22 protein-coding genes are annotated in these 24,264 nt (G+C 59.8%); 14 read left to right on the plus strand and 8 right to left on the minus strand.

The annotated features are described in order from the left end of the window. The first annotated feature begins 46 nt into the window (after positions 1 to 46). A complete protein-coding gene (locus tag ACE3SE_RS14820) occupies positions 47 to 931 on the plus strand; it encodes a LysR family transcriptional regulator (RefSeq protein WP_045846593.1) in 885 nt (294 codons plus the stop codon). Positions 932 to 986: 55 nt separating this feature from the next. On the opposite strand, the gene icd is transcribed toward ACE3SE_RS14820, so the two are convergent. Continuing rightward, positions 987 to 2,231: an NADP-dependent isocitrate dehydrogenase gene (gene icd, locus ACE3SE_RS14825; RefSeq protein ID WP_045846592.1), complete on the minus strand. Its 1,245-nt coding sequence runs from the start codon at positions 2,229 to 2,231 to the stop codon at positions 987 to 989. A 211-nt stretch (positions 2,232 to 2,442) separates the two neighbouring features. Next, positions 2,443 to 4,680 carry an NADP-dependent isocitrate dehydrogenase gene (locus ACE3SE_RS14830; protein ID WP_374556333.1) on the minus strand — a complete coding sequence of 746 codons (2,238 nt, stop codon included), beginning with the start codon at positions 4,678 to 4,680 and terminating at the stop codon, positions 2,443 to 2,445. 458 nt (positions 4,681 to 5,138) lie between these two features. Here ACE3SE_RS14830 and ACE3SE_RS14835 point away from each other — a divergent pair, with 458 nt between their 5' ends. Both ACE3SE_RS14835 and aceK read left to right on the plus strand, forming a co-directional pair. Beyond that, the gene (locus ACE3SE_RS14835; protein WP_374556335.1) at positions 5,139 to 5,816 is read left to right on the plus strand and encodes a pseudouridine synthase; all 678 of its coding nucleotides are present in this window, start codon (positions 5,139 to 5,141) and stop codon (positions 5,814 to 5,816) included. A gap of 52 nt (positions 5,817 to 5,868) precedes the next feature. Next, positions 5,869 to 7,611 (plus strand): bifunctional isocitrate dehydrogenase kinase/phosphatase, encoded by a 1,743-nt coding sequence (gene aceK / locus ACE3SE_RS14840; protein WP_374556337.1) that lies wholly within the window; start codon positions 5,869 to 5,871, stop codon positions 7,609 to 7,611. Positions 7,612 to 7,685: 74 nt separating this feature from the next. On the opposite strand, the gene ACE3SE_RS14845 is transcribed toward aceK, so the two are convergent. The 3 genes from ACE3SE_RS14845 to mutS form a co-directional block, all read right to left on the minus strand. Beyond that, positions 7,686 to 8,093, minus strand: coding sequence for a hypothetical protein (locus tag ACE3SE_RS14845; RefSeq protein WP_374556339.1), 408 nt, complete (start codon positions 8,091 to 8,093; stop codon positions 7,686 to 7,688). A 189-nt stretch (positions 8,094 to 8,282) separates the two neighbouring features. Further along, the gene (locus ACE3SE_RS14850) at positions 8,283 to 8,714 is read right to left on the minus strand and encodes a hypothetical protein (protein WP_199101948.1); all 432 of its coding nucleotides are present in this window, start codon (positions 8,712 to 8,714) and stop codon (positions 8,283 to 8,285) included. Between the two features lie 68 nt (positions 8,715 to 8,782). Next, positions 8,783 to 11,332, minus strand: a complete 2,550-nt coding sequence (mutS, locus tag ACE3SE_RS14855; protein ID WP_374556341.1) for a DNA mismatch repair protein MutS — start codon at positions 11,330 to 11,332, stop codon at positions 8,783 to 8,785. Between the two features lie 264 nt (positions 11,333 to 11,596). Between mutS and ACE3SE_RS14860 the strand changes: the two genes are divergently transcribed. From ACE3SE_RS14860 to ACE3SE_RS14880, 5 genes are all read left to right on the plus strand, one after another. Beyond that, positions 11,597 to 12,163 (plus strand): GbsR/MarR family transcriptional regulator, encoded by a 567-nt coding sequence (locus ACE3SE_RS14860; RefSeq protein ID WP_131357866.1) that lies wholly within the window; start codon positions 11,597 to 11,599, stop codon positions 12,161 to 12,163. A gap of 5 nt (positions 12,164 to 12,168) precedes the next feature. Next, a complete protein-coding gene (locus tag ACE3SE_RS14865) occupies positions 12,169 to 13,512 on the plus strand; it encodes a cytochrome ubiquinol oxidase subunit I (protein WP_374556343.1) in 1,344 nt (447 codons plus the stop codon). Then, a complete protein-coding gene (locus tag ACE3SE_RS14870; RefSeq protein ID WP_374556345.1) occupies positions 13,509 to 14,519 on the plus strand; it encodes a cytochrome d ubiquinol oxidase subunit II in 1,011 nt (336 codons plus the stop codon). Before ACE3SE_RS14865 ends, ACE3SE_RS14870 begins: the two co-directional genes overlap by 4 nt. Before the next feature lie 228 nt (positions 14,520 to 14,747). Beyond that, a complete protein-coding gene (gene ugpQ / locus ACE3SE_RS14875; protein WP_374556347.1) occupies positions 14,748 to 15,512 on the plus strand; it encodes a glycerophosphodiester phosphodiesterase in 765 nt (254 codons plus the stop codon). Positions 15,513 to 15,518: 6 nt separating this feature from the next. Then, complete coding sequence (locus tag ACE3SE_RS14880) at positions 15,519 to 15,815, plus strand: SemiSWEET family sugar transporter (protein WP_045846582.1); 297 nt, start codon at positions 15,519 to 15,521, stop codon at positions 15,813 to 15,815. Here the strand turns inward: ACE3SE_RS14880 and ACE3SE_RS14885 are convergent. Beyond that, positions 15,812 to 16,597: a substrate-binding periplasmic protein gene (locus ACE3SE_RS14885; RefSeq protein WP_374556349.1), complete on the minus strand. Its 786-nt coding sequence runs from the start codon at positions 16,595 to 16,597 to the stop codon at positions 15,812 to 15,814. The genes ACE3SE_RS14880 and ACE3SE_RS14885 overlap by 4 nt on opposite strands. Positions 16,598 to 16,726: 129 nt before the next feature. On the opposite strand from ACE3SE_RS14885, the gene ACE3SE_RS14890 reads away from it, so the two are divergent. Together ACE3SE_RS14890 and ACE3SE_RS14895 are read left to right on the plus strand one after the other, a co-directional pair. Then, positions 16,727 to 17,173, plus strand: a complete 447-nt coding sequence (locus tag ACE3SE_RS14890) for a MarR family winged helix-turn-helix transcriptional regulator (RefSeq protein WP_062789112.1) — start codon at positions 16,727 to 16,729, stop codon at positions 17,171 to 17,173. Further along, the gene (locus ACE3SE_RS14895) at positions 17,170 to 18,684 is read left to right on the plus strand and encodes a DHA2 family efflux MFS transporter permease subunit (protein ID WP_207389768.1); all 1,515 of its coding nucleotides are present in this window, start codon (positions 17,170 to 17,172) and stop codon (positions 18,682 to 18,684) included. The genes ACE3SE_RS14890 and ACE3SE_RS14895 overlap by 4 nt, the downstream gene beginning before the upstream one ends. A gap of 73 nt (positions 18,685 to 18,757) precedes the next feature. On the opposite strand, the gene ACE3SE_RS14900 is transcribed toward ACE3SE_RS14895, so the two are convergent. Further along, positions 18,758 to 19,549 carry an inositol monophosphatase family protein gene (locus tag ACE3SE_RS14900; protein WP_062789113.1) on the minus strand — a complete coding sequence of 264 codons (792 nt, stop codon included), beginning with the start codon at positions 19,547 to 19,549 and terminating at the stop codon, positions 18,758 to 18,760. 141 nt (positions 19,550 to 19,690) lie between these two features. On the opposite strand from ACE3SE_RS14900, the gene ACE3SE_RS14905 reads away from it, so the two are divergent. Genes ACE3SE_RS14905 through ACE3SE_RS14915 form a run of 3 tightly spaced genes read left to right on the plus strand, consistent with a single transcriptional unit; the run spans position 19,691 to position 21,820 of the window. Next, on the plus strand, positions 19,691 to 20,455 hold the full coding sequence (locus ACE3SE_RS14905; protein ID WP_045846730.1) for an RNA methyltransferase: 765 nt from the start codon (positions 19,691 to 19,693) through the stop codon (positions 20,453 to 20,455). After that, entirely contained in the window at positions 20,433 to 21,365 is a 933-nt protein-coding gene (locus ACE3SE_RS14910; RefSeq protein ID WP_374556352.1) for a DUF1853 family protein, read from the plus strand. Before ACE3SE_RS14905 ends, ACE3SE_RS14910 begins: the two co-directional genes overlap by 23 nt. Beyond that, positions 21,362 to 21,820 carry a flavodoxin family protein gene (locus ACE3SE_RS14915; RefSeq protein WP_374556354.1) on the plus strand — a complete coding sequence of 153 codons (459 nt, stop codon included), beginning with the start codon at positions 21,362 to 21,364 and terminating at the stop codon, positions 21,818 to 21,820. Before ACE3SE_RS14910 ends, ACE3SE_RS14915 begins: the two co-directional genes overlap by 4 nt. A gap of 126 nt (positions 21,821 to 21,946) precedes the next feature. Here ACE3SE_RS14915 and fnr read toward each other — a convergent pair whose 3' ends face one another. Continuing rightward, positions 21,947 to 22,693, minus strand: coding sequence for a fumarate/nitrate reduction transcriptional regulator Fnr (fnr, locus tag ACE3SE_RS14920; RefSeq protein WP_045846577.1), 747 nt, complete (start codon positions 22,691 to 22,693; stop codon positions 21,947 to 21,949). A gap of 112 nt (positions 22,694 to 22,805) precedes the next feature. Between fnr and hemN the strand changes: the two genes are divergently transcribed. Further along, positions 22,806 to 24,212: an oxygen-independent coproporphyrinogen III oxidase gene (gene hemN / locus ACE3SE_RS14925; protein WP_374556356.1), complete on the plus strand. Its 1,407-nt coding sequence runs from the start codon at positions 22,806 to 22,808 to the stop codon at positions 24,210 to 24,212. Positions 24,213 to 24,264: the final 52 nt, after the last annotated feature.

Genomic DNA, 24,264 nt, shown 5'->3' on the forward strand with positions numbered 1-24,264 from the left:
TATTATGTAAGTCTATTTCTCCTCATATTTCATATCGGTTTTGATTATGTCTGTTGCCTTGTCTGATCTGGAGCTTCTACTGGATGTGGCCGAACTGGGCAGCTTCAGCCAGGCGGCGGCCAAACGGGGCTGGTCCCAGCCGCAGGTCAGCCAGCGCATCGGTTTGCTGGAGCAGCACTGGGGTGTCACCCTGTTTACCCGTCATCGGCGTGGCGCCGTGGCCACCAATGCCTGCGAGGCTTTTCTGGAGTCTGCCCGTCAGTCGCTGACGGTTTACCGGCAAGGTCTGGATGCCATGCAGGGCACGCCGGCGGTACGGCGTATCCGCCTGTCTTGTCTGCCATCGCTGACTTCTCCGGTGTTTGGTCCCTTGCTGATGAAACTGGCGGACGCACCGATGGAAATCCGCTGCAATACCGATCACTCCCAGCAAATCATGCAGGATTTGCTGACTGGCCAGGTTGAGGTGGGGTTTGTACTGAAATGCCCGGCCATGGCAGGTATCCAGATGGAGCTGCTGTGGCGCTCACCTATTGTTCCGGTGGTGGCTGCCAGTCATCCCCTGGCCGCTGCTGGCGGGGTGCTGGCACTGGCTGATATTGCCCGGCACCGTATTGCGCCCCAGTTCTGGGGGGATGAGTGTGAGAGCCTGATCCAGCAGATTCGCATGCTGCGGCAGCTGCCCAGCCCGATACATGCGGTGCAACCGGCATCTGCTGCGCGCGAGCTGGTGTTGCGTCATGGTTTTGTGTCCTTCATGCCGGAGTTGTCGATCAAGGCTGATTTGCAGGATGGCACCCTGGTCCGCCTGTGCGTGCCAGAACTGCCAGCCTGGCACTGGGAAGTGATGATGGCCTGGCGTGCCGGCAAGCGGGTGGATGCAGCCAAAGCACAGGTGCTGGATGCAGCGCGGGCGCTGGTGGCCGGTTGAAACGCACAAGGCCCGCATAGAAGCGGGCCTTGCCGGGGGATGATGTGAGGAGGGGTTACATACGGGCAATCATGGCATCGCCGAATTCCGAGCAGGAAACTTCGGTAGCGCCGTCCATCAGGCGGGCAAAGTCGTAGGTGACCTGCTTGTCGGCAATGGCTGCTTCCATGGACCGGATCACCAGATCCGCCGCTTCCACCCAGCCCAGATGGCGCAGCATCATTTCCGCGGACAGAATCAGCGAGCCGGGGTTGACCTTGTCCAGGCCGGCATATTTGGGTGCCGTTCCGTGGGTGGCTTCAAAGCAGGCGTAGTGGTCGGAAATATTGGCTCCCGGTGCTATGCCGATGCCGCCAACCTGGGCAGCCAGTGCATCCGAGATGTAGTCGCCGTTGAGGTTGGTGGTGGCAATCACATCGTATTCGGCCGGGCGCAGCAGGATTTGTTGCAGGAAGGCATCGGCAATGGCGTCCTTGACGATGATTTCCCGACCGGTATTGGGGTTGTTGAATTTGCACCACGGGCCACCATCAATCGGCTCGGCCCCGAATTCCTTGCGGGCCAGCGCATAGGCCGTATCACGGAAGTTACCTTCGGTGAACTTCATGATATTGCCCTTGTGGACAATGGTGAGGCTCTTGCGGTCGTTGGCGATGGTGTAATTGAGCGCAGCGCGCACCAGTCGCTCGGTTCCTTCCACCGAGATGGGCTTGATGCCGATACCAGAGCTGTCCGGAAAGCGGATTTTCTTCACGCCCATTTCGTTTTGCAAAAAGGCGATCACCTTTTTCACCGCATCCGAACCGGCCTGCCATTCAATCCCGGCATAAATATCTTCGGTGTTCTCGCGAAAGATCACCATATTGACCAGTTCCGGGTGCTTGAGCGGGGATGGCACGCCCTGGAAATACTGTACCGGGCGCACGCACTGGTATAAATCCAGTTCCTGGCGCAGGGCGACGTTGAGCGAGCGGATGCCGCCGCCGACCGGAGTGGTCATCGGCCCCTTGATGGAGACCGAATATTCTTTCAGCGCATCGAAGGTTTCCTTGGGCAGCCATTCGTCCGGGCCATACAGCCGGGTGGATTTTTCCCCCGCATACACTTCCATCCAGTGGATTTTCCTGCGCCCGGCATAGGCCTTTGCCACGGCAGCGTCGATGACCTTGATCATTACCGGGGTGATGTCGATCCCGATGCCATCCCCTTCAATGAAGGGAATGATGGGGTTGTCCGGAATGGCCTGTCCCGGAATGATTTTCTGTCCTTCAGCCGGAACCTTGATATGGGACGCACTCATTGTTGTTCTCTCCTTGTTACAGGGTAGGGACTGCCGGGTTCAGCAGTGTTTTCCACTCACTCAGCCTAGACCTTGGCGCGGCTGTTGCAGAGAAAGATCAGACAAATTTATTGGCCGATGGTTGACGCATGCCGGCATGACAATAAAAAAGCGCCAGGAGGAATCCTGGCGCTGGTGTGGTGCTACCGACCGTGAAGGCCGGTAAGAGGACTTAGGCGTGAACGCTCTTCAGTGCGGCATTGAAGGTGCTGCTCGGGCACATCACAGCCTGGCACTTGGCTGCATCGGGCAGGTAGTAGCCACCGATATCTGCCGGTTTGCCTTGCACGGCCTTCAGTTCGGCAATGATTTGCGCTTCCTGCTCGGCCAGTTGCTTGGCCAGCGGGGCAAACTGGGTTTGCAGCTCCAGGTCTTCGCTCTGGTTGGCCAGCGCCTCGGCCCAGTAGCTGGCCAGGTAGTACTGGCTGCCACGGTTGTCCAGCTCGCCAGTGCGGCGCGACGGGGACTTGTCGTTGTCCAGCAGTTTGCCGGTGGCGGCATCCAGCGTCTTGGCCAGAATCTTGGCCTTGTTGTTGCCGGTCTTGATGCCCAGTTCTTCCAGCGAAACGGCCAGGGCGAGGAACTCACCCAGCGAATCCCAGCGCAGGTGGTTTTCTTCCAGCAGCTGCTGTACGTGTTTCGGAGCCGAACCACCGGCACCGGTTTCGTACATGCCGCCGCCAGCCATCAGCGGTACGATGGACAGCATCTTGGCCGAGGTACCCAGTTCCATGATGGGGAACAGGTCGGTCAGGTAGTCTCGCAGGATGTTGCCGGTGACCGAGATGGTGTCCAGACCGCGGGCAACGCGTTCCAGGGTGAAACGCATGGCGCGGACTTGCGACATGATGTGGATTTCCAGACCGCTGGTGTCGTAATCCTTCAGGTAGGTTTCTACCTTCTTGATCAGTTCCTTTTCGTGCGGACGGTACGGGTCCAGCCAGAACACTGCCGGCATGCCGGAGTTGCGGGCGCGGGTCACGGCCAGCTTCACCCAGTCGCGGATCGGTGCGTCCTTCACCTGGCACATACGCCAGATGTCACCGGCTTCCACGTTCTGGCTCAGCAGGACTTCGCCGGTAGCCAGGTCAACGATGTTGGCCACGCCGTCTTCAGCGATTTCAAAGGTCTTGTCGTGCGAACCGTATTCTTCTGCCTTTTGCGCCATCAGGCCCACGTTGGGCACGGTGCCCATGGTGCGCGGGTCGAAGTTGCCGTGCCATTTGCAGAAGTTGATCATCTCCTGATAGATACGGGCAAAGGTGGATTCCGGCATCACGGCCTTGCAGTCGGCGGGCTTGCCATCGGCACCCCACATCTTGCCACCGCCACGGATCATGGCCGGCATGGAGGCATCGACAATCACGTCGTTGGGCGAGTGGAAGTTGGTGATGCCCTTGGCGGAGTCCACCATGGCCAGACGCGGACGGTGTTCCTGGCAGGCGTGCAGGTCGCGGATGATTTCTTCGCGCTTGGTGGCCGGTAGGGTCTCGATCTTTTCGTACAGATTGGCCATGCCGTTGTTCACGTTCACGCCCAGCTCTTCGAACAGCTTGCCGTGTTTCTCGAAGGCGTCCTTGTAGTAAATCTTGACGCAGTGACCGAACACGATGGGGTGGGACACCTTCATCATGGTGGCTTTCACGTGCAGCGAGAACAGGATGCCGGATTCACGGCAGTCTTCCATTTCGCGCTCGTAGAATTCGCACAGTGCCTTCTTGCTCATGAACATGGAGTCGATGATTTCACCGGCCTGCAGGGCAAGCTTGGGCTTGAGCACGATGGTCTGGCCGCTCTTGGTGGTCAGTTCCATTTTCACGTCACGGGCCTTGTCCAGGGTCATGGACTTTTCGCCGTGGTAGAAGTCGCCATGGTGCATGTGGGAAACATGGGTTTGCGACCATTGTTTCCACTCGCCCATGGAGTGCGGGTGCTTCTTGGCGTAATTCTTTACCGCCAGCGGGGCGCGGCGGTCGGAGTTGCCTTCACGCAGCACCGGGTTCACGGCCGAACCCAGACACTTGGCGTAGCGGGCTTTCAAGGCGTGATCGGCGTCGGTGGTGGGCAGTTCAGGGTAGTCCGGCAGGGCGTAGCCCTTGGATTGCAGTTCCTTGATGCAGGCAATCAGCTGCGAAACCGAAGCACTGATGTTCGGCAGCTTGATGATGTTGGTGTCCGGGTCCTGGGTCAGCTTGCCCAGTTCGCTCAGCGTATCCGGTACTTTTTGCTCGTCGGTCAGGTATTCGGGGAATTCGGCCAGTACGCGGGCGGCGACGGAGATGTCGGCAGTTTCAATATTGATGCCGGCGCTGCCGGTAAAGGTACGGATGACTGGCAGGAAGGCGCTGGTGGCCAGCGCAGGTGCTTCGTCGGTCAGGGTGTAGATGATGGTCGGCTGTTCCGAAGGCATTGCTCTATCTCCAATGATTATTTTGACGTCAGAACGACTGCGCGAGGCGGCTTTCGCACACCGGGGGATGTTCCGCTAGGCGCGTGGGAAAGATACTGCATGATGCAACCGTGCTGCCCGTTGGTCGCAATGACCTTGGCGTGGCAGCATGGCCTTCAACTTGCGGCTGTCTTTTCGGAAGTGAATTATACCCCTCAAATGTTCGCACTGTTTGTAAGTATCCGAACTTTGCCCTTGCGACTGGCTAAACGCGTGTTCGAATGTGAATTTTACGCACCGGTGCTGTGAGTTGCAGTCCACAGCATAGTTCCATGTTCCGGTTTTTGCTGTCCTCCTTTGTCGCAGTGAGTGCTTTGCCTGGGGCAATGCGGCAAGTTGCGGAATGGTGGCATGACCAGTGCTGGCGCTCCTTGGTATCATCCGGGCCATGACTTCACTTTCTGTATGGTCCAGCCACAATGCCCGCGCTTTTTCTGTTCAATAAACCTTATGGCGTCATTTGCCAGTTTTCCCGGCACGAATTGCATCCGACGCTGAAGGATCATATTTCCACACCGGGCATCTATCCGGCTGGCCGCCTGGATACCGACAGCGAAGGCTTGCTGTTGCTGACCGGGGAGGGTGCCTTGCAACACCGCATCAGCGACCCGCGCTGGAAACTGCCCAAAACCTACTGGGTGCAAGTGGAAGGCCGTGCCAGCGAAGAACAATTGGCCGCGCTGCGCGCCGGGGTGGATCTGGGCGACTTTGTCACCCGACCGGCCCAGGTGCGCCAGATCGATCCGCCAGCCTTGTGGGAGCGCAAGCCGCCTGTGCGTTTTCGCAAGACCGTACCGGATTGCTGGCTGGAAATCATCATCAGCGAAGGCAAGAACCGTCAGGTGCGCCGCATGACGGCCAAGGTGGGACTGCCTACCTTGCGACTGGTGCGCGCAGCCATTGGCCCGTGGCGGCTGGGTGACATGCAGCCGGGCGAGTTGCGCAGCATCGAGGTGAGTCTTGAAGATTTACCGGCACTGTCCCATGCTGAGCGTCTGGGCAAGCCGACGCCCTTGCCCCAGGGGAAGGCGGGAGCGGGGGGCGGTCAGTCCCGAGCGCAACCATCTTTCCGTTTTGCCCGCAAAAACAAGTCCTGATTGTTGTCGTTGGGGCGGCTGGCTGGATGCGCGACAGCGATGAGGCCCCATCATGCATATTCCCGAGTACTACAACCCGGTTGCCCGCGATATCGCCCTGGCGCTTGTCGCCGGGTTCAACAAGCATTACCGCTTGTTTCGCGCCTGCAGCAAGCAGGCCAAATCCCTGTTCGAGCGCGCGGACTGGCAAGGCGTGCAGCAGGCCATCCGCGACCGCATCCAGTTTTACGACGAGCGGGTGGAAGAAACGGTTGGCCGGCTGCATCACGAATTTCATGCTGATTTACTGGATGATGAAATCTGGCAGCAGGCCAAGCTGTACTTCATCGGCCTGCTGACCCAGCACAAGCAGCCGGAACTGGCCGAGACCTTTTTCAACTCGGTGTTCACCCGCATGCTGCACCGGGATTACTTCAACAACGATTTCATCTTTATCCGTCCGGTCATTTCCACCGAATATATCGAGTCTGATCCCCCTTGCTATCGTAGTTACTATCCGGCAGCCAGTGGTTTGCGCCAGGTGATGCGGCAGATCGTGCGAGATTTTGCCTGGGCGCTGCCTTTTGCCCGCTTGAACCGGGATCTGGCCTGCGTGCTGGGCGCGATAGCGCAGTATTTTTCAGGCCAATGGCCAAGTGCGGAAGCCAATCTGCAAATCCAGGTATTGTCTTCGGCTTTCTATCGCAACAAGGCGGCTTATATTTTCGGCAAGGTGATCAATGGTGGCGTGAGCTATCCGTTTGCCGTACCGGTACTGCGCGATGAAAACGGCAAGCTGTATCTGGACACCGTGTTGCTGGAGCCATGGCGCATTGGTGTGCTGTTTTCCTTCAGCCGGGCTTATTTCCTGGTGGACATGGAAGTGCCGTCGGCCTATGTGCAGTTTTTGCGCAGCATGCTGCCCAGCAAGACCAAGGCCGAGCTTTACACCATGCTGGGCCTGCAAAAGCAGGGCAAGAACACCTTCTATCGCGATTTCGTGCAGCACCTGCAGCATTCGAATGACCAGTTTGTCATTGCGCCCGGCATTCGTGGCCTGGTGATGCTGGTGTTTACCCTGCCGTCCTATCCCTATGTGTTCAAACTGATCAAGGATGTGTTTGGCGGGCCCAAAGAAATGGACCGCGATACGGTCAAGCGCAAATACCGGCTGGTAAAGCGGCATGACCGGGTAGGGCGCATGGCCGATACGCTGGAGTTTTCCAATGTGGCCTTTCCACGCAGCCGCTTTACCCCGGAATTGCTAGATGAGCTGCGCAGTCAGGCGGCATCAATGATAGAAGAAAGCGGCGACAGCATTGTCATTCGCCATCTGTATATCGAGCGGCGCATGAAGCCGCTGAACATATACCTGATGCAATGCGACGAGACGGAAAAGGAGAGGGTGATTCGCGACTACGGCATGGCTATCCGCGAGTTGGCATCGGCCAATATTTTTCCGGGCGACATGTTGTTCAAGAATTTTGGTGTGACCCGCTACGGTCGGGTGATTTTTTATGATTACGATGAAATCGAATACATGACGGACTGCCATTTCCGCCGCATACCGCCTGCGCCCAATCCGGAAATGGAACTCTCCGGCGAGGTGTGGTACCCGGTTGGCCGTCATGATGTTTTTCCGGAAGAATTTGCCACCTTTTTGCTGGGTGACCCGCAGATTCGCAAGACTTTCCTCAACTATCACCGAGACCTGCTGGATCCACGGTTCTGGCAGCAGTGTCAGCAGCGCATCAAGGATGGCGTGATCGAGGACTTTTTTCCGTATCCGGTGGAAATGCGTTTTCGCCAGCTATAGGTGTGAGCATCAATGCAGCAAGGGGAAGCTGTCGCTTCCCCTTTTTTTGTGATGACAGCGGCGGGGGCCTGGTTTCAGTGCGAAAAATAGGCAAGTGGGCCGGCCGAGGTGAGGCCGATGCAAAAGGACATGCCTGGTACATAGCCTTTGGAGGGGGCGCAGGCATTGAGCAATTCAAACAATGCGCGTGTTTCATGGAATGGCAGCCGCAAGTCATGGCTGTTGGACAGCCACAAGCGTATGGCCCTGGCTTGCGGATGCTGGCTGTGCAATTCCAGCGTGCCTTCCGCGTTGCTGATCAGGCAGATGGCTGGCGGGATATGGATGCTGCGGGCTTTCATTTCCTGCAGGGCTTGCTGGCCAAACATGCCCAACAGGGTTTTGGCTTGCAATAACAGGTTTTCTGCCAGCCCAGGCTCTTGGGGTGCCAAAGGTGGGCGCTGTGGCGCGATGGCCGGGCGTATGGTTTCGGTGAGGGGCATGGGGTGGCTCCAGTAAAAGTGCGTACCTTGATGGTAGAAGTACTTGAGCACCCGGGAGTCTGATGATCCCCTAGGAAATTTCACTTTTGCAGGTGGCTGGCCAGGGCTATTGACCAGCTATTACGTCAGGCCCAAAAGCAAACAGGGAGACCTGAGTCTCCCTGTCGGTCAGGCCGCAGGCCTGGCGGATTACTGTTGACTGCACACGTGATCTTCAAAATAAGCAATCGGACCCGCACTGGTCAGGCCGATATGGAAGCAGGATGATTCGGGGAAGGTTTCACCTGCGTACTCAGTAGCGCGGATAATTTCAAACAGGACTTCCACTTCTTTGAACAGGCTGGAAACTTTGGCATTGCCGTCAAGCCAGGTGAGGATGTCGTCGGCCTGTGGGTGATTGTTTTCCAGTGTGAGACTGCAACCAGGACAGCTGACCAGGCTGATGGCCGGGGGCATGCTGATCTGGCGGGCAGCCAGTTCTTCTTCTGCCAGCGTGGCAAAACGTGTCAACTGCTTGGAGGCTCTATCGCGAATGGCTTGAAGGGAAATGCTGCCATCTTCTCCGGCGTGACCAAACAGACGAATCAATCCCGGATTACTGGCAGTGCTCTGCGACGACATGATTAATGCTCCTGTTCTCTGGTTGTCATGATTTTTTCATCATAGAAGACGGCAGAAATTTTGCTGAATCATTTCAGCACTTTTTTCACTTTATAGAGAAATTCAAGTGCCTGGCGCGGTGTCAGTTCGTCAGGGTCGATTTCTTCCAGCATTTCCAGGGCAGGATCCGGTGCGGTTTCCACGGTGCTTGCCGTAACTGGCGGAGCGGAAAACAGGTCGGGTTGAACGCGGGCGGCAGACTGGTTTTCCAGCTCGGCAAGATAGCGTCTTGCCTCGCGAATCACCTTGGGAGGCACCCCGGCCAGCTGGGCCACTGCCAGGCCGTAACTCTGGCTGGCTGGGCCTTCGTCCACATGGTGCATGAACACGATGCGGTCCTTGTGCTCGACGGCAGACAGGTGAACATTGGCCACGGACGGGTATTGCTCGGCGAGAGTGGTCAGCTCGAAATAGTGGGTGGCAAACAGGGTGTAGGCACGGCTTTTTTCGATCAGCGCCTTGGCAATGGCCCAGGCCAGCGCCAGGCCGTCGAAGGTGGAAGTGCCACGGCCCACCTCGTCCATCAGCACAAGTGACTGGGCGGTGGCGTTGTTTAAGATATTCGCCGTTTCGGTCATTTCCACCATGAAGGTGGAGCGGCCGCCTGCCAGGTCGTCCGAGGCACCGATACGGGTGAAAATACGGTCGATCTGGCCGATGATGGCGCGGTTGGCCGGTACAAAACTGCCAATATGTGCCAGCAGGGTGATCAGCGCATTCTGCCGCATATAGGTGGATTTACCGCCCATATTGGGGCCGGTGATCAGCAACAGCTTGCGGCTGTCACTCAGGCGTGTGTCGTTGGCGATGAAGCGCTCCACCTCGGCTTCCACCACCGGGTGACGGCCTTCGATGATTTCCAGCCGGGTGTCGCTGACGAATTCCGGTTCGACATAATTATTGCTGCTGGCGCGTTCGGCAAAGGCAGCCAGCACGTCCAGCCCGGCCACGGCCTGGGCGATCAGCTTGAGATCGGGAATATAGGGCGCGAGCTGGTCCAGCAGCTGTTCGTACAACTGCTTTTCCAGGGCCAGCGAACGGTCTTGCGCCGACAGTGCCTTGTCTTCGAATTCCTTCAGTTCCGGCGTGATGTAACGCTCGGCATTTTTCAGGGTCTGGCGACGGCGATAGTCGTCCGGCACCTTGTCGCCCTGGGCGCGGGAGACTTCAATATAGAAGCCGTGCACGCGGTTGAATTCCACCTTGAGGGTGGTGATACCGGTGCGCTCCTTCTCGCGCGCTTCCAGCGCCAGCAGGAAGTCGCCGCAATCGGTCTGGATGGCGCGCAGCTCGTCCAGGTCGGCATTCAGGCCGTGATTGATCACCCCACCATCACGCAGGAAAGTTGCCGGTTCGGGCAGGATGGCCGCGCTCAGCAGTTGTTCGACCGGAGACTCATCCGGCAGCACGCGCGACAGTTCACCCAGCAGCGGGGCGTCCAGGCTGGCGGCCAGTTGCTTGGCACCGGTCAGGGCCTTGAGCGAGTCGCGCAGGGCGGCGAGGTCGCGCGGACGGGCGCTGCGCAAGGCAATGCGGGCGGTAATGCGTTCGATGTCGGCCACTTCGCGCAACTGGGCGTGGATATCCTGATGCACCGGCAGCAGCGCGCGTACCGATTCCAGCCGGCGTTGCAGCTTGCCGTGCTGGCGGATGGGGTGGTGCAGCCAGTGGCGCAGCAGGCGGCTGCCCATGCTGGTGGCGCAGGTGTCCAGCATGGATGCCAGTGTGGGCGAGGGCTCGCCGCGTATGGTTTCGGTCAGTTCCAGATTGCGCCGGGTGGCGGCATCCATGCGGATCAGCTCGCCCGCGTCTTCCACCGCCAGCTGGGCGATGTGGGCCGGGTTTACGCTCTGGGTGGATTTGACGTATTCCAGCAGCGCGCCGGCGGCACCTACCGCCACCGGCAGGGTGTCGGCACCAAAGCCTGCCAGATCATGCGTGCCAAAGTGGCGGGTCAGCGCCAGCTGGGCGGAGTCGTGGTCAAACTGCCAGGGCGGCAGCTTTTTGCGCGGGCAGCTGACCTGTTCGAAGATATTCAGCCCGCTGTCGTCCGGCAGCACCAGCTCGGCCGGTTTCAGCCGTTCCATTTCGCTGGCGAACTCTTCCACGCTGGTTTGCATGATTTTGAATTCGCCACTGGCCATGGACAGCCAGGCCAGGCCCAGCGTGCCCTTGATCATGTTGACCGCCAGCACCAGGTTGTCGCGCTTGTCGTCCAGCAGCGCAGCATCGGTGAGGGTGCCGGGGGTGACGATGCGCACCACCTTGCGTTCCACCGGGCCTTTGGCTAGTGCCGGGTCGCCAATCTGCTCGGCAATGGCCACCGATTCACCCATTTTCACCAGCCGTGCCAGATAGCCTTCGGCAGCGTGATAGGGCACACCTGCCATCTTGATCGGGTTGCCGCCGCTGGCACCGCGGGTGGTGAGGGTGATGTCCAGCAGGCGCGCCGCCTTTTCCGCATCCTCGTAGAACAGCTCGTAAAAGTCGCCCATGCGGTAGAACAGCAGCTTGTCGGCATGCTGGCTTTTCAGGGCGAAGTACTGCTGCATCATCGGGGTGTGCTGGGGCGTGCTCATGCGCGTGGTGCTCTTTTGATATCGGGTGCAGATGACAACGCCCCACCGAGGCGGGGCGCTGACGCAAAACGCGAATTCTACCGTAGCGGGCTCTGGGTGTCAGGCCAGCATCGCGGCGGTGGCGGGCTGCAAGCACATGTTGCATCCATGGCCTGTACTGATTGGCAAGCTGTTTGGTCAAGCAATCTGTGCATTGACCAGAACCAAGTGATGAAATTATGATCTTTATCAAACTTTCAGAAATTCCTGAAAATTGAGGAAGTCATGAATACCACCCCCCTTGTCCAGTCCTTTGTGGCGCATTTCGGTGAAATGGGCAGCCGCTGGGGCATCAATCGCACCGTCGGTCAGATTTATGCCCTGCTGTTTGTTTCCGAAAAACCGCTCAATGCCGATGAAATTGCCGAAAGCCTGAGTTTCTCCCGTTCCAATGTCAGCATGGGGCTGAAGGAGCTGGAGTCGTGGCGGCTGGTGAAGCTGCAGCATTATCCCGGCGACCGGCGCGAATACTTTTCCACCCCGGATGATGTCTGGGCCATCTTCAAGACCCTGGCCGAGGAGCGCAAAAAGCGCGAGGTGGAACCCACCCTCACCATGTTGCGCGGGGCGATGATGGAGAAACCGGCCAGCGATGCCGAGCGTCACGCACAACAGCGCATGAGCGAGATGTATCAGTTGATCGAGCTGGTCACCACCTGGTTCTCCGACATCCAGCACATGGATGTGGAAACCCTACAGCGGCTGATGAAGCTGGGCTCGCAGGTGCAGAAAGTACTGCAATTCACCCAGTCGCTGAGCAAGCTGACCGGGCGAGATACCGATAGGGAGTAGCCGTCATGGAACTGGATGCCCTGGCACTGGCACGTGCCCAGTTTGCCGCCAATATCAGCTTTCATATCCTGTTTCCCAGCATCAATATCGCGCTGGCCTGGGTGCTGTTGTTCTTCAAGCTGCGTTACCTGCGCACCGGCCGGCAGGCGTGGATGGATGCCTACGGGTTCTGGGTGAAGATTTTTGCACTGTCCTTTGCCCTGGGCGTGGTGAGCGGCGTCACCATGAGCTTCCAGTTCGGCACCAACTGGCCGGGCTATATGCAAACGGTGGGCAATATCGCCGGGCCTTTGCTGGCCTATGAAATCCTCACTGCGTTTTTCCTGGAGGCGGGGTTTCTCGGCATCATGCTGTTTGGCCGCAGCCGGGTATCAGAACGGGTACATACGCTGGCTACGCTGCTGGTGGCCTTTGGCAACAGCCTGTCGGCGTTCTGGATCATCGCGCTCAATTCCTGGATGCAAACTCCGGCCGGTTTCGTGATGAAGGATGGCCGCGCGCATGTCACCAGCTGGCTGGAGGTGATTTTCAACCCGTCCATGCCTTACCGGTTGACACACATGTTGTTGGCCTCCGGCCTGACCGTGGCCTTTCTGGTGGCCGGGTTGTCGGCCTATCGTCTGCTGAAGGCCGACCGCAGCGCGGGCAATGCCGTGGCACTGAAAACCGGTGCATGGCTGGCGGCGTTATTGATTCCGCTGCAAATCCTGGCGGGGGACGCGCATGGCCTGAATACCATGGCACACCAGCCGGCCAAGCTGGCGGCCATCGAAGGGGTGTGGCATACCGAGCGTGGCGCGCCCTTGCTGCTGTTTGCCCTGCCCAATGCCGATACCCAAAGCAATGACTACGCGCTGGGCATTCCGCGCCTCGCCAGCCTGATCATCAAGCACGACCCTGACGGCGAAATCCGCGGCCTGAACGAATTTGCCCAGCATCCACCGGTGGCCAAGGTGTTCTGGAGCTTCCGCGTGATGGTGGGGGTAGGGGTGCTGATGCTGCTGGCGTCCTGGCTCACTGCCTGGCAGTTGCGTCGCCGGGATGCTGCCGGACTGGACCGTCGCCTGCTGTACTTGCTGGTGGGCATGACCTTTGCCGGCTGGGTAGCCACGCTGGCTGGCTGGTATGTGACGGAAATCGGCCGCCAGCCCTGGCTGGTGACGGGTGTACTCACCACCGCACAGGCTGCCGGGGCGGCGACCGGCAGCATGGTGGCCGGTTCGCTGCTGACTTATCTCGCCTTGTATGCCGGCCTGCTGCTGGCCTACATCTCGGTGCTGTTTCATCTGGCCGGCAAAGCCGCAGGACAGGCTGATGCTGCCGTGGCGCTTAAGGAGGTGCAAGCATGAACGCTGCATACTGGTTGCCGGTGATCTTCGCCGGGCTGATGGGGCTGGCCATGCTGGTGTATGTGGTGCTGGATGGCTTTGATCTGGGCGTGGGCCTGTTGTTGCCACTGGCGGACGATGCCGGCAAGGACCGCATGGTGGCCAGCATCGGCCCGTTCTGGGATGCCAACGAAACCTGGCTGGTACTGGGCGCGGGCCTGTTGCTGGTGGCCTTCCCCATGGCGCACGGTGTGGTGTTTGGTACCTTGTACGTTCCGGTACTGCTGATGCTGGTGGGGCTGATCCTGCGCGGGGTGGCCTTCGATTTTCGCGTCAAGGCGCGTGACCCGCACCGCCCATGGTGGAATGCCATCTTTGCCTTCGGTTCCTTGTTGGCTTCGCTGGCGCAAGGCGTGATGCTGGGCCGCTATCTGACCGGTTTTGCCGACGGCTTGCTGCCCTGGCTGTTTGCCTTGCTGGTGGGAGCGGGGCTGACTGCGGCCTATGCCTTGCTGGGTGCCTGCTGGCTGATCATGAAGACGGAAGGTGCCTTGCAAAGGCAGGCACTTGGCTGGGCGCGGCGCAGTGTGCCGGGCGCGGGCCTGGCCGTGCTGCTGGTGTCCATCGTGACGCCGCTGGCCAATCCGGCCATCGCCGGCAAATGGTTTGCCCTGCCGCAGCTGTTCTTGCTGCTGCCCTTGCCGCTGGGGACGCTGGCGCTGTTCGTGGTGCAATGGCTGGCCCTGCCACGGCTGGCCCGGCGTCAGGCAGCCGGCAACGACAGCTATTGCTGGCTGCCGTTTGCCACCACCGTGGGCATGGTGCTGCTGGCTTTCTGGGGGCTGGCCTATAGCGTGTTCCCGCAGGTGATACCGGGCCGCATGGATATCTGGCAGGCCGCCAGCGACCCCGAAGCCTTGTGGATCATGCTGTGGGGCGCGCTGCTGGTGCTGCCCTGCATCATCGGCTATACCGCCTTTGCCTACCGGGTGTTCTGGGGCAAGACCGGTACTTTGCGATATCAGTGATTGTGGATGGTTCCGGCCCGGCCTGTCGCATGCAGGTCGGGTTTTGTCATGTCCGGGTCACATACAGGCCAGATAATTGCAACCTTTTGCCGGTGTAATGGACAATGCGGCCTGCCTTGGCCGCCGTTGACGCAATAGCCGCAAATCAGCACTGGCAGAGCGCATTCCTGGCGTTACGATAGGCATGATCTGTCTTGTTCCTGAACACCCTTCCGGATGGAGAACCACATGTCGCAGCAGCACACCTCACCCTGGCCCTATCCCCGGCTGGTCGCTCATCGTGGCGGCGGCGTCATGGCTCCGGAAAACACGCTGGCCGGTTTTCGTGCCGGCGTAGCATATGGCTACCGGGCCGCCGAGTGTGATGTGAAGCTGTCCGCCGACAATGTGTGCTTTCTGCTGCACGACGATACGGTGGATCGCACCACGAATGGCCATGGTCTGGCCGCAGAGCTGAGCATGGCGCAGCTCTCGCAGCTGGATGCCGGTGGCTGGAAGGGTGCGCAGTTTGCCGGCGAGGCGCTGCCCGGCTTTGCCAATGTGGCGGCCTATTGCCGCGCGCAGGGCATGCTGCTGAATGTGGAAATCAAACCCTGTCCGGGACGCGATGATGAAACCGGCCGTCTGGTGGCGCAAGAAGCTGCGCGACTGTGGGCTGGTGCGGCCGTGCCGCCGCTATTGTCATCGTTCAGTGTGGACGCCCTGCGCGCCGCACAGCTGGCCGAGCCGGATTTGCCACGCGCCTGGCTGGTGGAGGAGATTCCGGCGGATTGGCAGGCCACCTTGCAGTTGCTGGGCTGCATTGCCTTGCATTGCGACCATGCCACGCTGACGCCGCAGCTGGCCGCCGCCATCAAGGCCGCCGGTTACCAGTTGCTGTGCTACACGGTGAACGATGTGGCGCGGGCGCGCGAAATCATGGCCTGGGGTGTGGATAGCGTCTGCACCGACCGGCTGGACCTGTTGCAACCCATGCAATGGCTGTCGGAGTAAGGCCGGATGAACGCCGCACTGGTGGAATGGCTGGGCCTGTTGGCCGGTTGCCTGACAACCCTGTCTTTCTTGCCGCAGGTGTGGCTGGTATGGCGCAAGAAATCGGCTGGGGATATCTCGCTGGGCATGTATCTGCTGATGTGCAGCGGCGTGGCCTTGTGGCTGAGTTACGGCCTGCTGATTCATTCACGACCGGTGGTGCTGGCCAATGGCCTGACCTTGCTGCTGAGCATGGCGGTGCTGCTGATGAAGCTGGTGTTTGATGCACGCCGCCAGCCGCAAGCGGACAGGCCGGGCGGCTAGAAGCTGGTCATCTGCTGCGCTTCTTCCCGGTTGAAGTACTTGCTGAATATTTTCAGCAGCGTGCCATCGCGGCGCATGTCGTTGATCAGGTCACGCCAGCGCTCCTGTTGTTCGGGCGAGATGGTTTTTTTCGACATGATCAGGCCGTGGGGTGTGGGCTGGTCATTGGTTTCCACCATGCGGACCAGCTTGGCCACCTGGTATTTTTCCAGGTCGGAATAATCAAACGGCTCGATGATGATGGCCTGGGTGCGGTCCTGGCGCAGGTTCTGATACAAGGTTTCATAATCGTAACTGCCGATCAGCCGTCCTTGCTGGTCCAGTTTGTCCACCAGCTGATTGATGGTGTTGCTGTAGCGGAAGCTCAGGATGCCACCCAGCTTCACGTCATTGCGGGCGGCGAAATCCGCCAGCGTCTGCACGCCGCTGTCCTTGCGTACGATCAGGCTGTATTTGTCGGCAAAATACCAGGCAAACGCCGCGTAGCGTTCGCGCTGTTCATTGGTGATGCCTGACAGGCTGAAATCCAGGCTGCCCACTTCCAGTAATTTCCAGATGCGCGAGCGCGGCAGCAGGCTGACTTCCACCTTGCAGCCGCTGCGGCGGATCAGCTCGTCCGCCACGTCTTTATCAATCCCGCTGCGCGTGCCGGCGTTATACAGCAAGCCATGTTCATGCAGGGCCAGGGTGTAGCTGCGCTTGCAGTCCGGGCCGGCGGCCAGTGCCAGCAGCGGCAGGCAGCACAAGGCAGCAAGATACAAGCGCGTAAGCAACTGGGGCATGGTGGTTCTCCTGTTCAATGATAAGAGCATAGCAGATGGCTAGCGTGGCTCCGGCTCATGTGATGAAGTACTTGGTGATGAAAATTTGCAGACATATAATTAGTGAGCTAATCAAATTCAGGATGCCTCATGCCACAGTCTCATCAAGAACTTGCCGAATTGCTGGGTGCCGTCCCCAAGGCGTGGCGCGCCTTGCTGGACCAGCGACTGCGTCCCTATGGTTTTTCCCAGGCTACCTGGCAGGTATTGCTCAAACTGGGCCGTGCCGGTGAGCCCTTGCTGCAAAACGAACTCGCCGCCCGGGTGGGCATAGAACCGGCCTCGCTCGTGCGGCTGCTGGATGTATTGCAGGCCGATGGCTGGATCACCCGCCAGCAGGATGAACAGGACCGGCGTGCCAAACGGGTATTGCTGACTGCCAAGGCCAGCCAGGTTTCCGGCGAGCTGCTGCAAGTGGCCGATGCGCTGAAAGCCGAACTGCTGGGCGGGCTGGATGAGGCCGAGCTGCAAACCTGCATCAAGGTGCTGGCACAAATCCGCCATGCTGCCGAACAGGCACAGGAGCCGGGCGCTTGAGCCAGCGTGTGCTGGTGACCGTGGCGGTGATGGCGGCCACGGTGATGCAGGTACTGGACACCACCATCGTCAACGTGGCACTGCCACAAATGCAGGGCGAACTGGGGGCAACATCAGACCAGATCAGCTGGGTGCTGACCAGCTATCTGGTGGCCAGCGCCATCTGCATGCCGCTGACCGGTTATCTGACTGACAAACTGGGGCGGCGACGCTATCTCTTGCTGTCCATCAGCGGCTTCGTGCTGGCCTCCATGCTGTGCGGCGTGGCGCTGAATCTGGGCCAGCTGGTGGTGTTCCGTCTGTTGCAAGGTGTGTTCGGCGCTGCGCTGGTGCCCTTGTCGCAGGCCATCATGGTGGACAACTACCCGCGCGAACAGCGTGGCAAGGCCATGGCCATCTGGGGCATGGGGGTGATGGTGGGGCCGATTGCCGGGCCCACGCTGGGCGGCTGGCTGACCGATATGTTCGATTGGCGCTGGACCTTCTTCATCAACCTGCCGGTCGGGCTGTTGTCCTTGCTGCTGGCGCGCCAGGTGCCGGATACGCCCAAGCGCGAGCGCGACATCGACTGGCTGGGCCTGTTGCTGATTTCGCTGGCCATTGGTGGCATCCAGTATGTGCTGGACCGGGGGAATGGCGACGACTGGTTTTCCAGTACCGGCATCGTGGTGGCCAGCGTGCTGGCGGTGCTGGGCGCGGTGGGTTTCATCTGGCGCGGCTTGTCCGGCAGCGCCCATCCCTTGTTCGATCTGCACATGTTCCAGGACCGCAATTTCGTGGCCGCCAGTATTGTCATTGCCGCGCTGGGCCTGTCCATGTACGGGGCCATGGTGATTCAGCCCATCATGCTGGAAGGGCTGTTTCACTACCCCACGCTGGATACCGGCCTGATCATGGCACCGCGCGGCATTGCCAGCCTGGTGAGCATGATGATTGTGGGCAAGCTGATTGGCCGGGTGGATTCGCGTTACCTGATTGGCAGTGGCTTGCTGATTGGTGCCTGCGGCACCTGGGTGTGTACCCATTACAACCTGGATACCAGTCCATTCTGGTTTGCCTGGCCGGTGCTGTTGCAGGGCTTTGGGCTGGGCATGATTTATGTGCCGTTGTCGGCCATGGCCATGTCCACTTTGCCTGCACGGCTGTCGGCCGAGGCCGCCGGTCTGTTCAGCCTGTTGCGCACCATGGGCTCCTCGGTGGGGATTGCCATTGTCAGTACCGCCTATTCGCGCGGCGAGCAGTCAGCCTGGAATGCCTTGAGTGGTTTTTTCAGCGCCGACAATCCCTGGTTGCAGGACTATCTGGCGCGCATGGGCAAGACGGTGGTGGATGGCACAAGCGCCACCCAGCTGGCGGCAGAGTTGCAGCGCCAGGCGCTGATGGTGTCGATTGTCGATGTGTACTGGCTGATTACCTACAGCTTTCTGGCCATGCTGCCCTTGCTGTTGTTGCTCCGGCCGCGCAAGGCCGCCGCGGATGCGCCTGCGGTGGAAGTGGTGATGCACGAATAGCCGCCAGCGAGCGGCAAATAAAAAAACGGCAACCCGCGGGTTGCCGTTTTTGCTGCCTGCACCGAGGCAATGATTACTTGTTCAGGTGCGGCGCGATGGTCGCCAGCAGCTGGGCCAGCACCTTGGGGTTGGCGGCCACGATGTCGCCCGATTCCATCCATTCCTGTTCGCCGCTCAGGTCGGTGACGATGCCACCGGCTTCCTGCACGATCAGGCTGCCCGCAGCGATGTCCCACGGTTTCAGGTTCATTTCCCAGAAACCGTCCACGCGGCCACAGGCCACATTGCACAGGTCGAGCGAGGCAGCGCCTTCGCGACGTACGCCGGCAGTCTTGCCCAGCACATCTTTGAGCATGCCCAGGTACTGGTCGATATAGCTTTGGTCGGATACCGGGAAACCGGTGGCGATCACGCATTCATTCATCATGAAGCGCTTGGAAACACGGATGCGGCGGTCGTTGAGGAAAGCGCCAACGCCACGCGAGGCGGTAAACAGATCGTTACGGCTAGGGTCGTACACCACGGCCTGCTGCACCTGGCCCTTGTGCGCCAGTGCAATGGAGATGGCGTATTGCTGATGGCCATGCAGGAAGTTGGTGGTGCCGTCGATGGGGTCGATGATCCACTCGTATTCGGAGGAGCCCACGCCTTTGGCGCCGGACTCTTCTGCTAGAATGGCGTGCTTGGGATACGCCTCGAGAATCATGTCCACGATGGCCTGTTCGGCAGCGCGGTCCACGTCGGTCACAAAGTCATTGTGCTTTTTCTTCTCTACACGAATGGTATCGAGGTTAAGCGACGCACGCTGGATTACACTGCCAGCACGGCGGGCGGCTTTAACCGCGATATTGAGCATCGGATGCATTGACGGCCTCTAGAACGGATAGCAGATGTCAGCCAACATGGCTCGACATCTGACAGTAACAATCTGGGTTAAGGAACAAAAAAAGCCGGCGCGAGCGCGCGGGCTTTTTGATATGCCCGCCATTTTAATGTGAAACTGCTGATGAATAAACCCCAAGTACCTGATTTTCTGAAAAACATTCGCATCGTGTTGGCTCGGCCCAACCATCCGGGCAATATCGGTTCGGCCGCACGGGCGATGAAAACCATGGGGCTGACCCGCCTGTATCTGGTTGAACCCAAAGTGTTTCCCAGCGATGAAGCCAATGCCCTGGCCTCCGGTGCCGTGGATGTGCTGGAGAGCGCCACCGTGGTGGCGAGCCTCAGTGAGGCGCTCAGCGACGTCACCGTGGCCTGCGCGCTTACCAGCCGCCGCCGCGAGCTGACCACGCCACTGTCCACTCCGCGCGAAACCACGCCCGAACTGGTGGCCCGTGCGCGCGATGGCGAACAGGTGGCGCTGGTGTTCGGCAATGAAACCTTCGGCCTGTCGATTGAAGAAGTGGAGCAGTGCAACCGGCTGGTTACCATTCCGGGCAACCCGGATTACTTCTCGCTCAACCTGGCCATGGCGGTGCAGGTGATGACTTACGAGCTGTTCAGCCATACCGGCGTTGACGTGGAATACCTGCGTCCGGAAAGCGAAACCGCCAGCCTGGGCGAGGTGGAAGGCTTCTGCCAGCATCTGGACCAGACCATGGATGCCATCGGCTACTACCGCCGCCGTAACAGCGAGCGACTGATGCGCCGCATGCGCGCGCTGTTCAACCGTTCCGGCATGCTGCGCGACGAGGTGGACATCCTGCGTGGCCTGATGAAGCAGATCCAGCGCGTGGCAGACGGCCATGAGCACGGCGGCGAATCCTGATCGCGGTTTTTATCTGCCTTACACGCAGCCTGCGCTGCGTGATCTGGCTTTCCTGCTGACCGCACCTGCCCCCTGGGATAGCGGCTGCAATCTTTCGCCACAACGCCTGCTGGGCCCGGATGGCCCGGCCTTGCTGGCCGCGCTGGAGCAAGACCCGGCACCGCTCTATGCCTGGCTGGCCGACCAGCCCTGTCGCCGTCTGGGCCACTATGCCGAGCGCTTGCTGGCTTTCTGGTTTCACCTCGCGCCCCATATCGAGCTGGTGGCCGCCAATCTGCCGCTACGGGACGCCAGCGGCCGCACCATTGGCGAGTTTGATTTCCTGATCCGGCTGGATGGCGAACCACTGCACGTGGAAACCGCCAGCAAATTCTATCTGCAACTGGGGGAGGGGCCGGACAGTCTGGTAGGCCCCAGTCTGCGCGATGCCTGGCTGCTGAAGGCAGGCAAATTGCAGGCGCAGTTGCAGCTGTCCCGCCACCCCCTGGCCCGGCGCGTGTTGCCGCCAGACTTTGTGGCCTGCGCCAGTCAGGCCCGGCTGGCCGGCTGGTTTTTCTATTCCCGACCGTCCCGTCCCATGCCGCCACTGGCTGCGGATCAGCTGCAAGGCTGGTTCAGCCCGCTATTGCACCCCTGGCCCAGTAGCAGCCCGGCATCACGCTGGATGTGGTTGCCACGCTTGAGCTGGCTGGCTCCGGCCCGTGTGGCCGAAGCCGAAGTGCGTGAACAGCACAGCCTGCGCCAGGAATTGCATCAGGCCGTGGTGCCGCAACTGGTGGCAGAGTTGCTGCCGCTGGGCGATGGCTACTGGGAGGAGGTGGCGCGCGGTTTCGTGGTGCCGCCAGGCTGGCCCGAAGCAACGCGCCTGCAGGCATTGATGGCCACGCTGCCAGGGAGTCCCGCCGCATGAAGCGCTTGCTGTTGTTGTATGCCAGCCAGACCGGCCGCACCTTGCAGCTGGTTGACGCCGTGCGCGCCAGCGTAGCGCAGCTGACGGATGACCTGCAGTTCAACTGCCTGCCCGCCGAGCAGGCCACACTGGATGATTTGCTGACATCAGACGGCATCGTGCTGGCAACGCCGGAGAATTTTGGCTATATGGCGGGCAAGATGAAAGATTTCTTTGACCGCACCTTCTACCCCGCACAGGGCCGCACCGAGGGGCTGGCTTGCCTCTTGCTGGTGTCAGCCGGTAACGATGGCATGGGGGCCGTGCACGCCATGCGGCGCATCATCGCCGGCTATGGCTGGCACGAAGTGCTGCCCGCCGTGGTGGTACGCGGCGAGCCGGACGCCGCGCAGCTGGCTGAAGTGGCGGAACGGGCCGAGCAACTGGTGGCCGGCATGCTGATCGGGCGCTGGTAATACCTTGCCCGGAAGAGTTAGTGCTTGCGGAGAATGGCGCGCCTGCCCTGATGGGCGGAAGATGCAAAAAGGGCGGTAAGGCGCATTGCGCCCACCGCCCGGATGGCTGTTACCGTGCCTGTCGGCTTATACGCCGTTGGCGTGGGTACAACCGGAGATCAGGTCCTTGAGTGCATCGGCCTTGATCAGCTGGATGTGCTTGTGGTCCACGCTCAGCCAGCCTTGCTGCTGGAACTTGGACAGCGTACGGCTGACGGTTTCCAGTTTCAGGCCGAGGAAGCTGCCGATTTCCTCGCGGCTCATGCGCAGGATGAAATCGTTGGCGGCAAAGCCGCGGGTGGACAGACGCTGTGACAGGTTCAGCAGGAAGGCAGCCAGACGTTCTTCTGCCTTCATGTTGCCCAGGAGCAGCATGACGTTCTGGTCACGCACGATTTCGCGGCTCATCAGCCGGAAAAAGTGGTGTTGCAGGCTGGGAATGTCGCGCCCCAGGCTTTCCATGCGGTTGAAGGGCAGTTCGCAGACTTCGCTGTCTTCCAGGGCAATGGCGTCGCAGCCATGCACATTGGACGAGATGCCATCCAGGCCCATGAGTTCGCCGGACATCAGAAAGCCGGTGACTTGTTCACGACCGTCCTGGCTTGCCACGCTGGTCTTGAAGAAACCGGTGCGCACGGCAAACAGCGACTTGAAGGCTTCGCCACTGCGGAACAGGTATTCACCGCGCTTGAGGCGGCGGCTCTGACGGATAACTGCATCCAGCTGCGTCATTTCGTCGCGGTTCAGCCCGATGGGCAGGCAGAGTTCGCGCAGACTGCAGTTGGAGCAGGACACCTTCAGTGCGTGCAGAGTGTGTTGGTGTTGGTCTGACATCGCGTGTTTTGTACAACCCTGTAAAGAAGCTTGACCCTTGTCAAAGCGGAATTCGCACGTTTTCCGCAAATTTACCAGTCCACCTGACGTTTGACTATCAATACCCGACGACATGCACACCACCCATCCGTTTTCGCCTACCCACTGTGAGTTCGACCGAGCATTGATCGAACGTCTTGATGGTTCCGGCCCAAGATACACTTCTTACCCGACCGCAGACCGGTTTACCCCGGCGTTTGGCGAGAAGGACTATAAAAGCTGGCTGATGCAGCGCCACCTGGGCATGCATCAGAACGCAATATCATTGTACGTTCATATACCGTTCTGTAATACGGTATGTTACTACTGCGGCTGCAACAAGATCATTACCAAGGACAAGAGCCGTGCCGACCGCTACCTCGATTACCTGGAAAAGGAAATCAAGCTGGTTGCCGCCTCGCTTGGCTGCCGGGAAAAGCTGATCCAGCTGCACTTTGGCGGCGGTACGCCAACCTTCCTGTCCGACGAGCAGCTGGACCGCCTGATGACCATGTTGCGTGCCCACTTCGAATTTTTGCCGGAGGGAGAATATTCCATCGAGATCGACCCGCGCAAGGTGGGTCGTGAAACCGTGCATCATCTGGCGCGACTGGGCTTCAACCGCATGAGCGTGGGCATTCAGGACTTCGACCCGCAGGTGCAAGCCGCGGTGAACCGGGTGCAAAGCGAGGAAGAAACGCTGGAGGTGATCGAGGCTGCGCGCGAAGCCGGCTTCAAGTCGGTCAGTGTGGACCTGATCTACGGCCTGCCGCTGCAAACCCGCGAGTCGCTCAAACGCACGCTGGACAAGGTGATTGCCATCAGTCCGGACCGCCTGGCGCTGTACAACTATGCCCATTTGCCCACCGTTTTCATGCCGCAACGGCGCATCAACGAGGCGGACCTGCCAGCCGCCAGCACCAAGCTGGACATCCTGCAGGACGCGGTAAAGAGCCTGGCGGATGCAGGCTATGTATTCATTGGCATGGACCACTTTGCCAAGCCGGAAGATGACCTGGCCATTGCCTTGCGCCAGGCCCGCCTGCAGCGCAATTTCCAGGGCTATTCCACTCATGCCGACTGCGACATGATCGGCCTTGGCGTGTCGTCCATCGGCAAGGTTGGCCCCTGTTACAGCCAGAACGAGAAGGACCTGGACAGCTATTACGCCGCGCTGGACGAAGGCCGGCTGCCGGTAATGCGCGGTATGGTGCTGGATCAGGACGACATCCTGCGTCGCGGCATCATCCAGGCGCTGATGTGCCGCTTCTCCTTGTCGGTGGAAGCCATCGAGCAGGTGCACGGCATCAATTTCGCCGAGTATTTTTCTGCCGAGCTGCCAGCCATCCGCGAGTACCACAAGCTGGGCCTGCTGACCTTTGACGGCGATTTCCTGATGGTGGAGCCCAAAGGGCGTTTCCTGATCCGCAATATCGCCATGCTGTTCGACCGCCATTTGCGTGAACGGGAAACCAAGGCACGTTATTCCAAGACCATCTGATGGTTTTGTTCAGACTGTTTAAAGGGTTATCCCCTAAAAAAGCAGTAAAAAA

The organism is Aquitalea pelogenes, from assembly GCF_041914625.1.
Classification (GTDB): Bacteria; Pseudomonadota; Gammaproteobacteria; order Burkholderiales; family Chromobacteriaceae; genus Aquitalea; species Aquitalea pelogenes.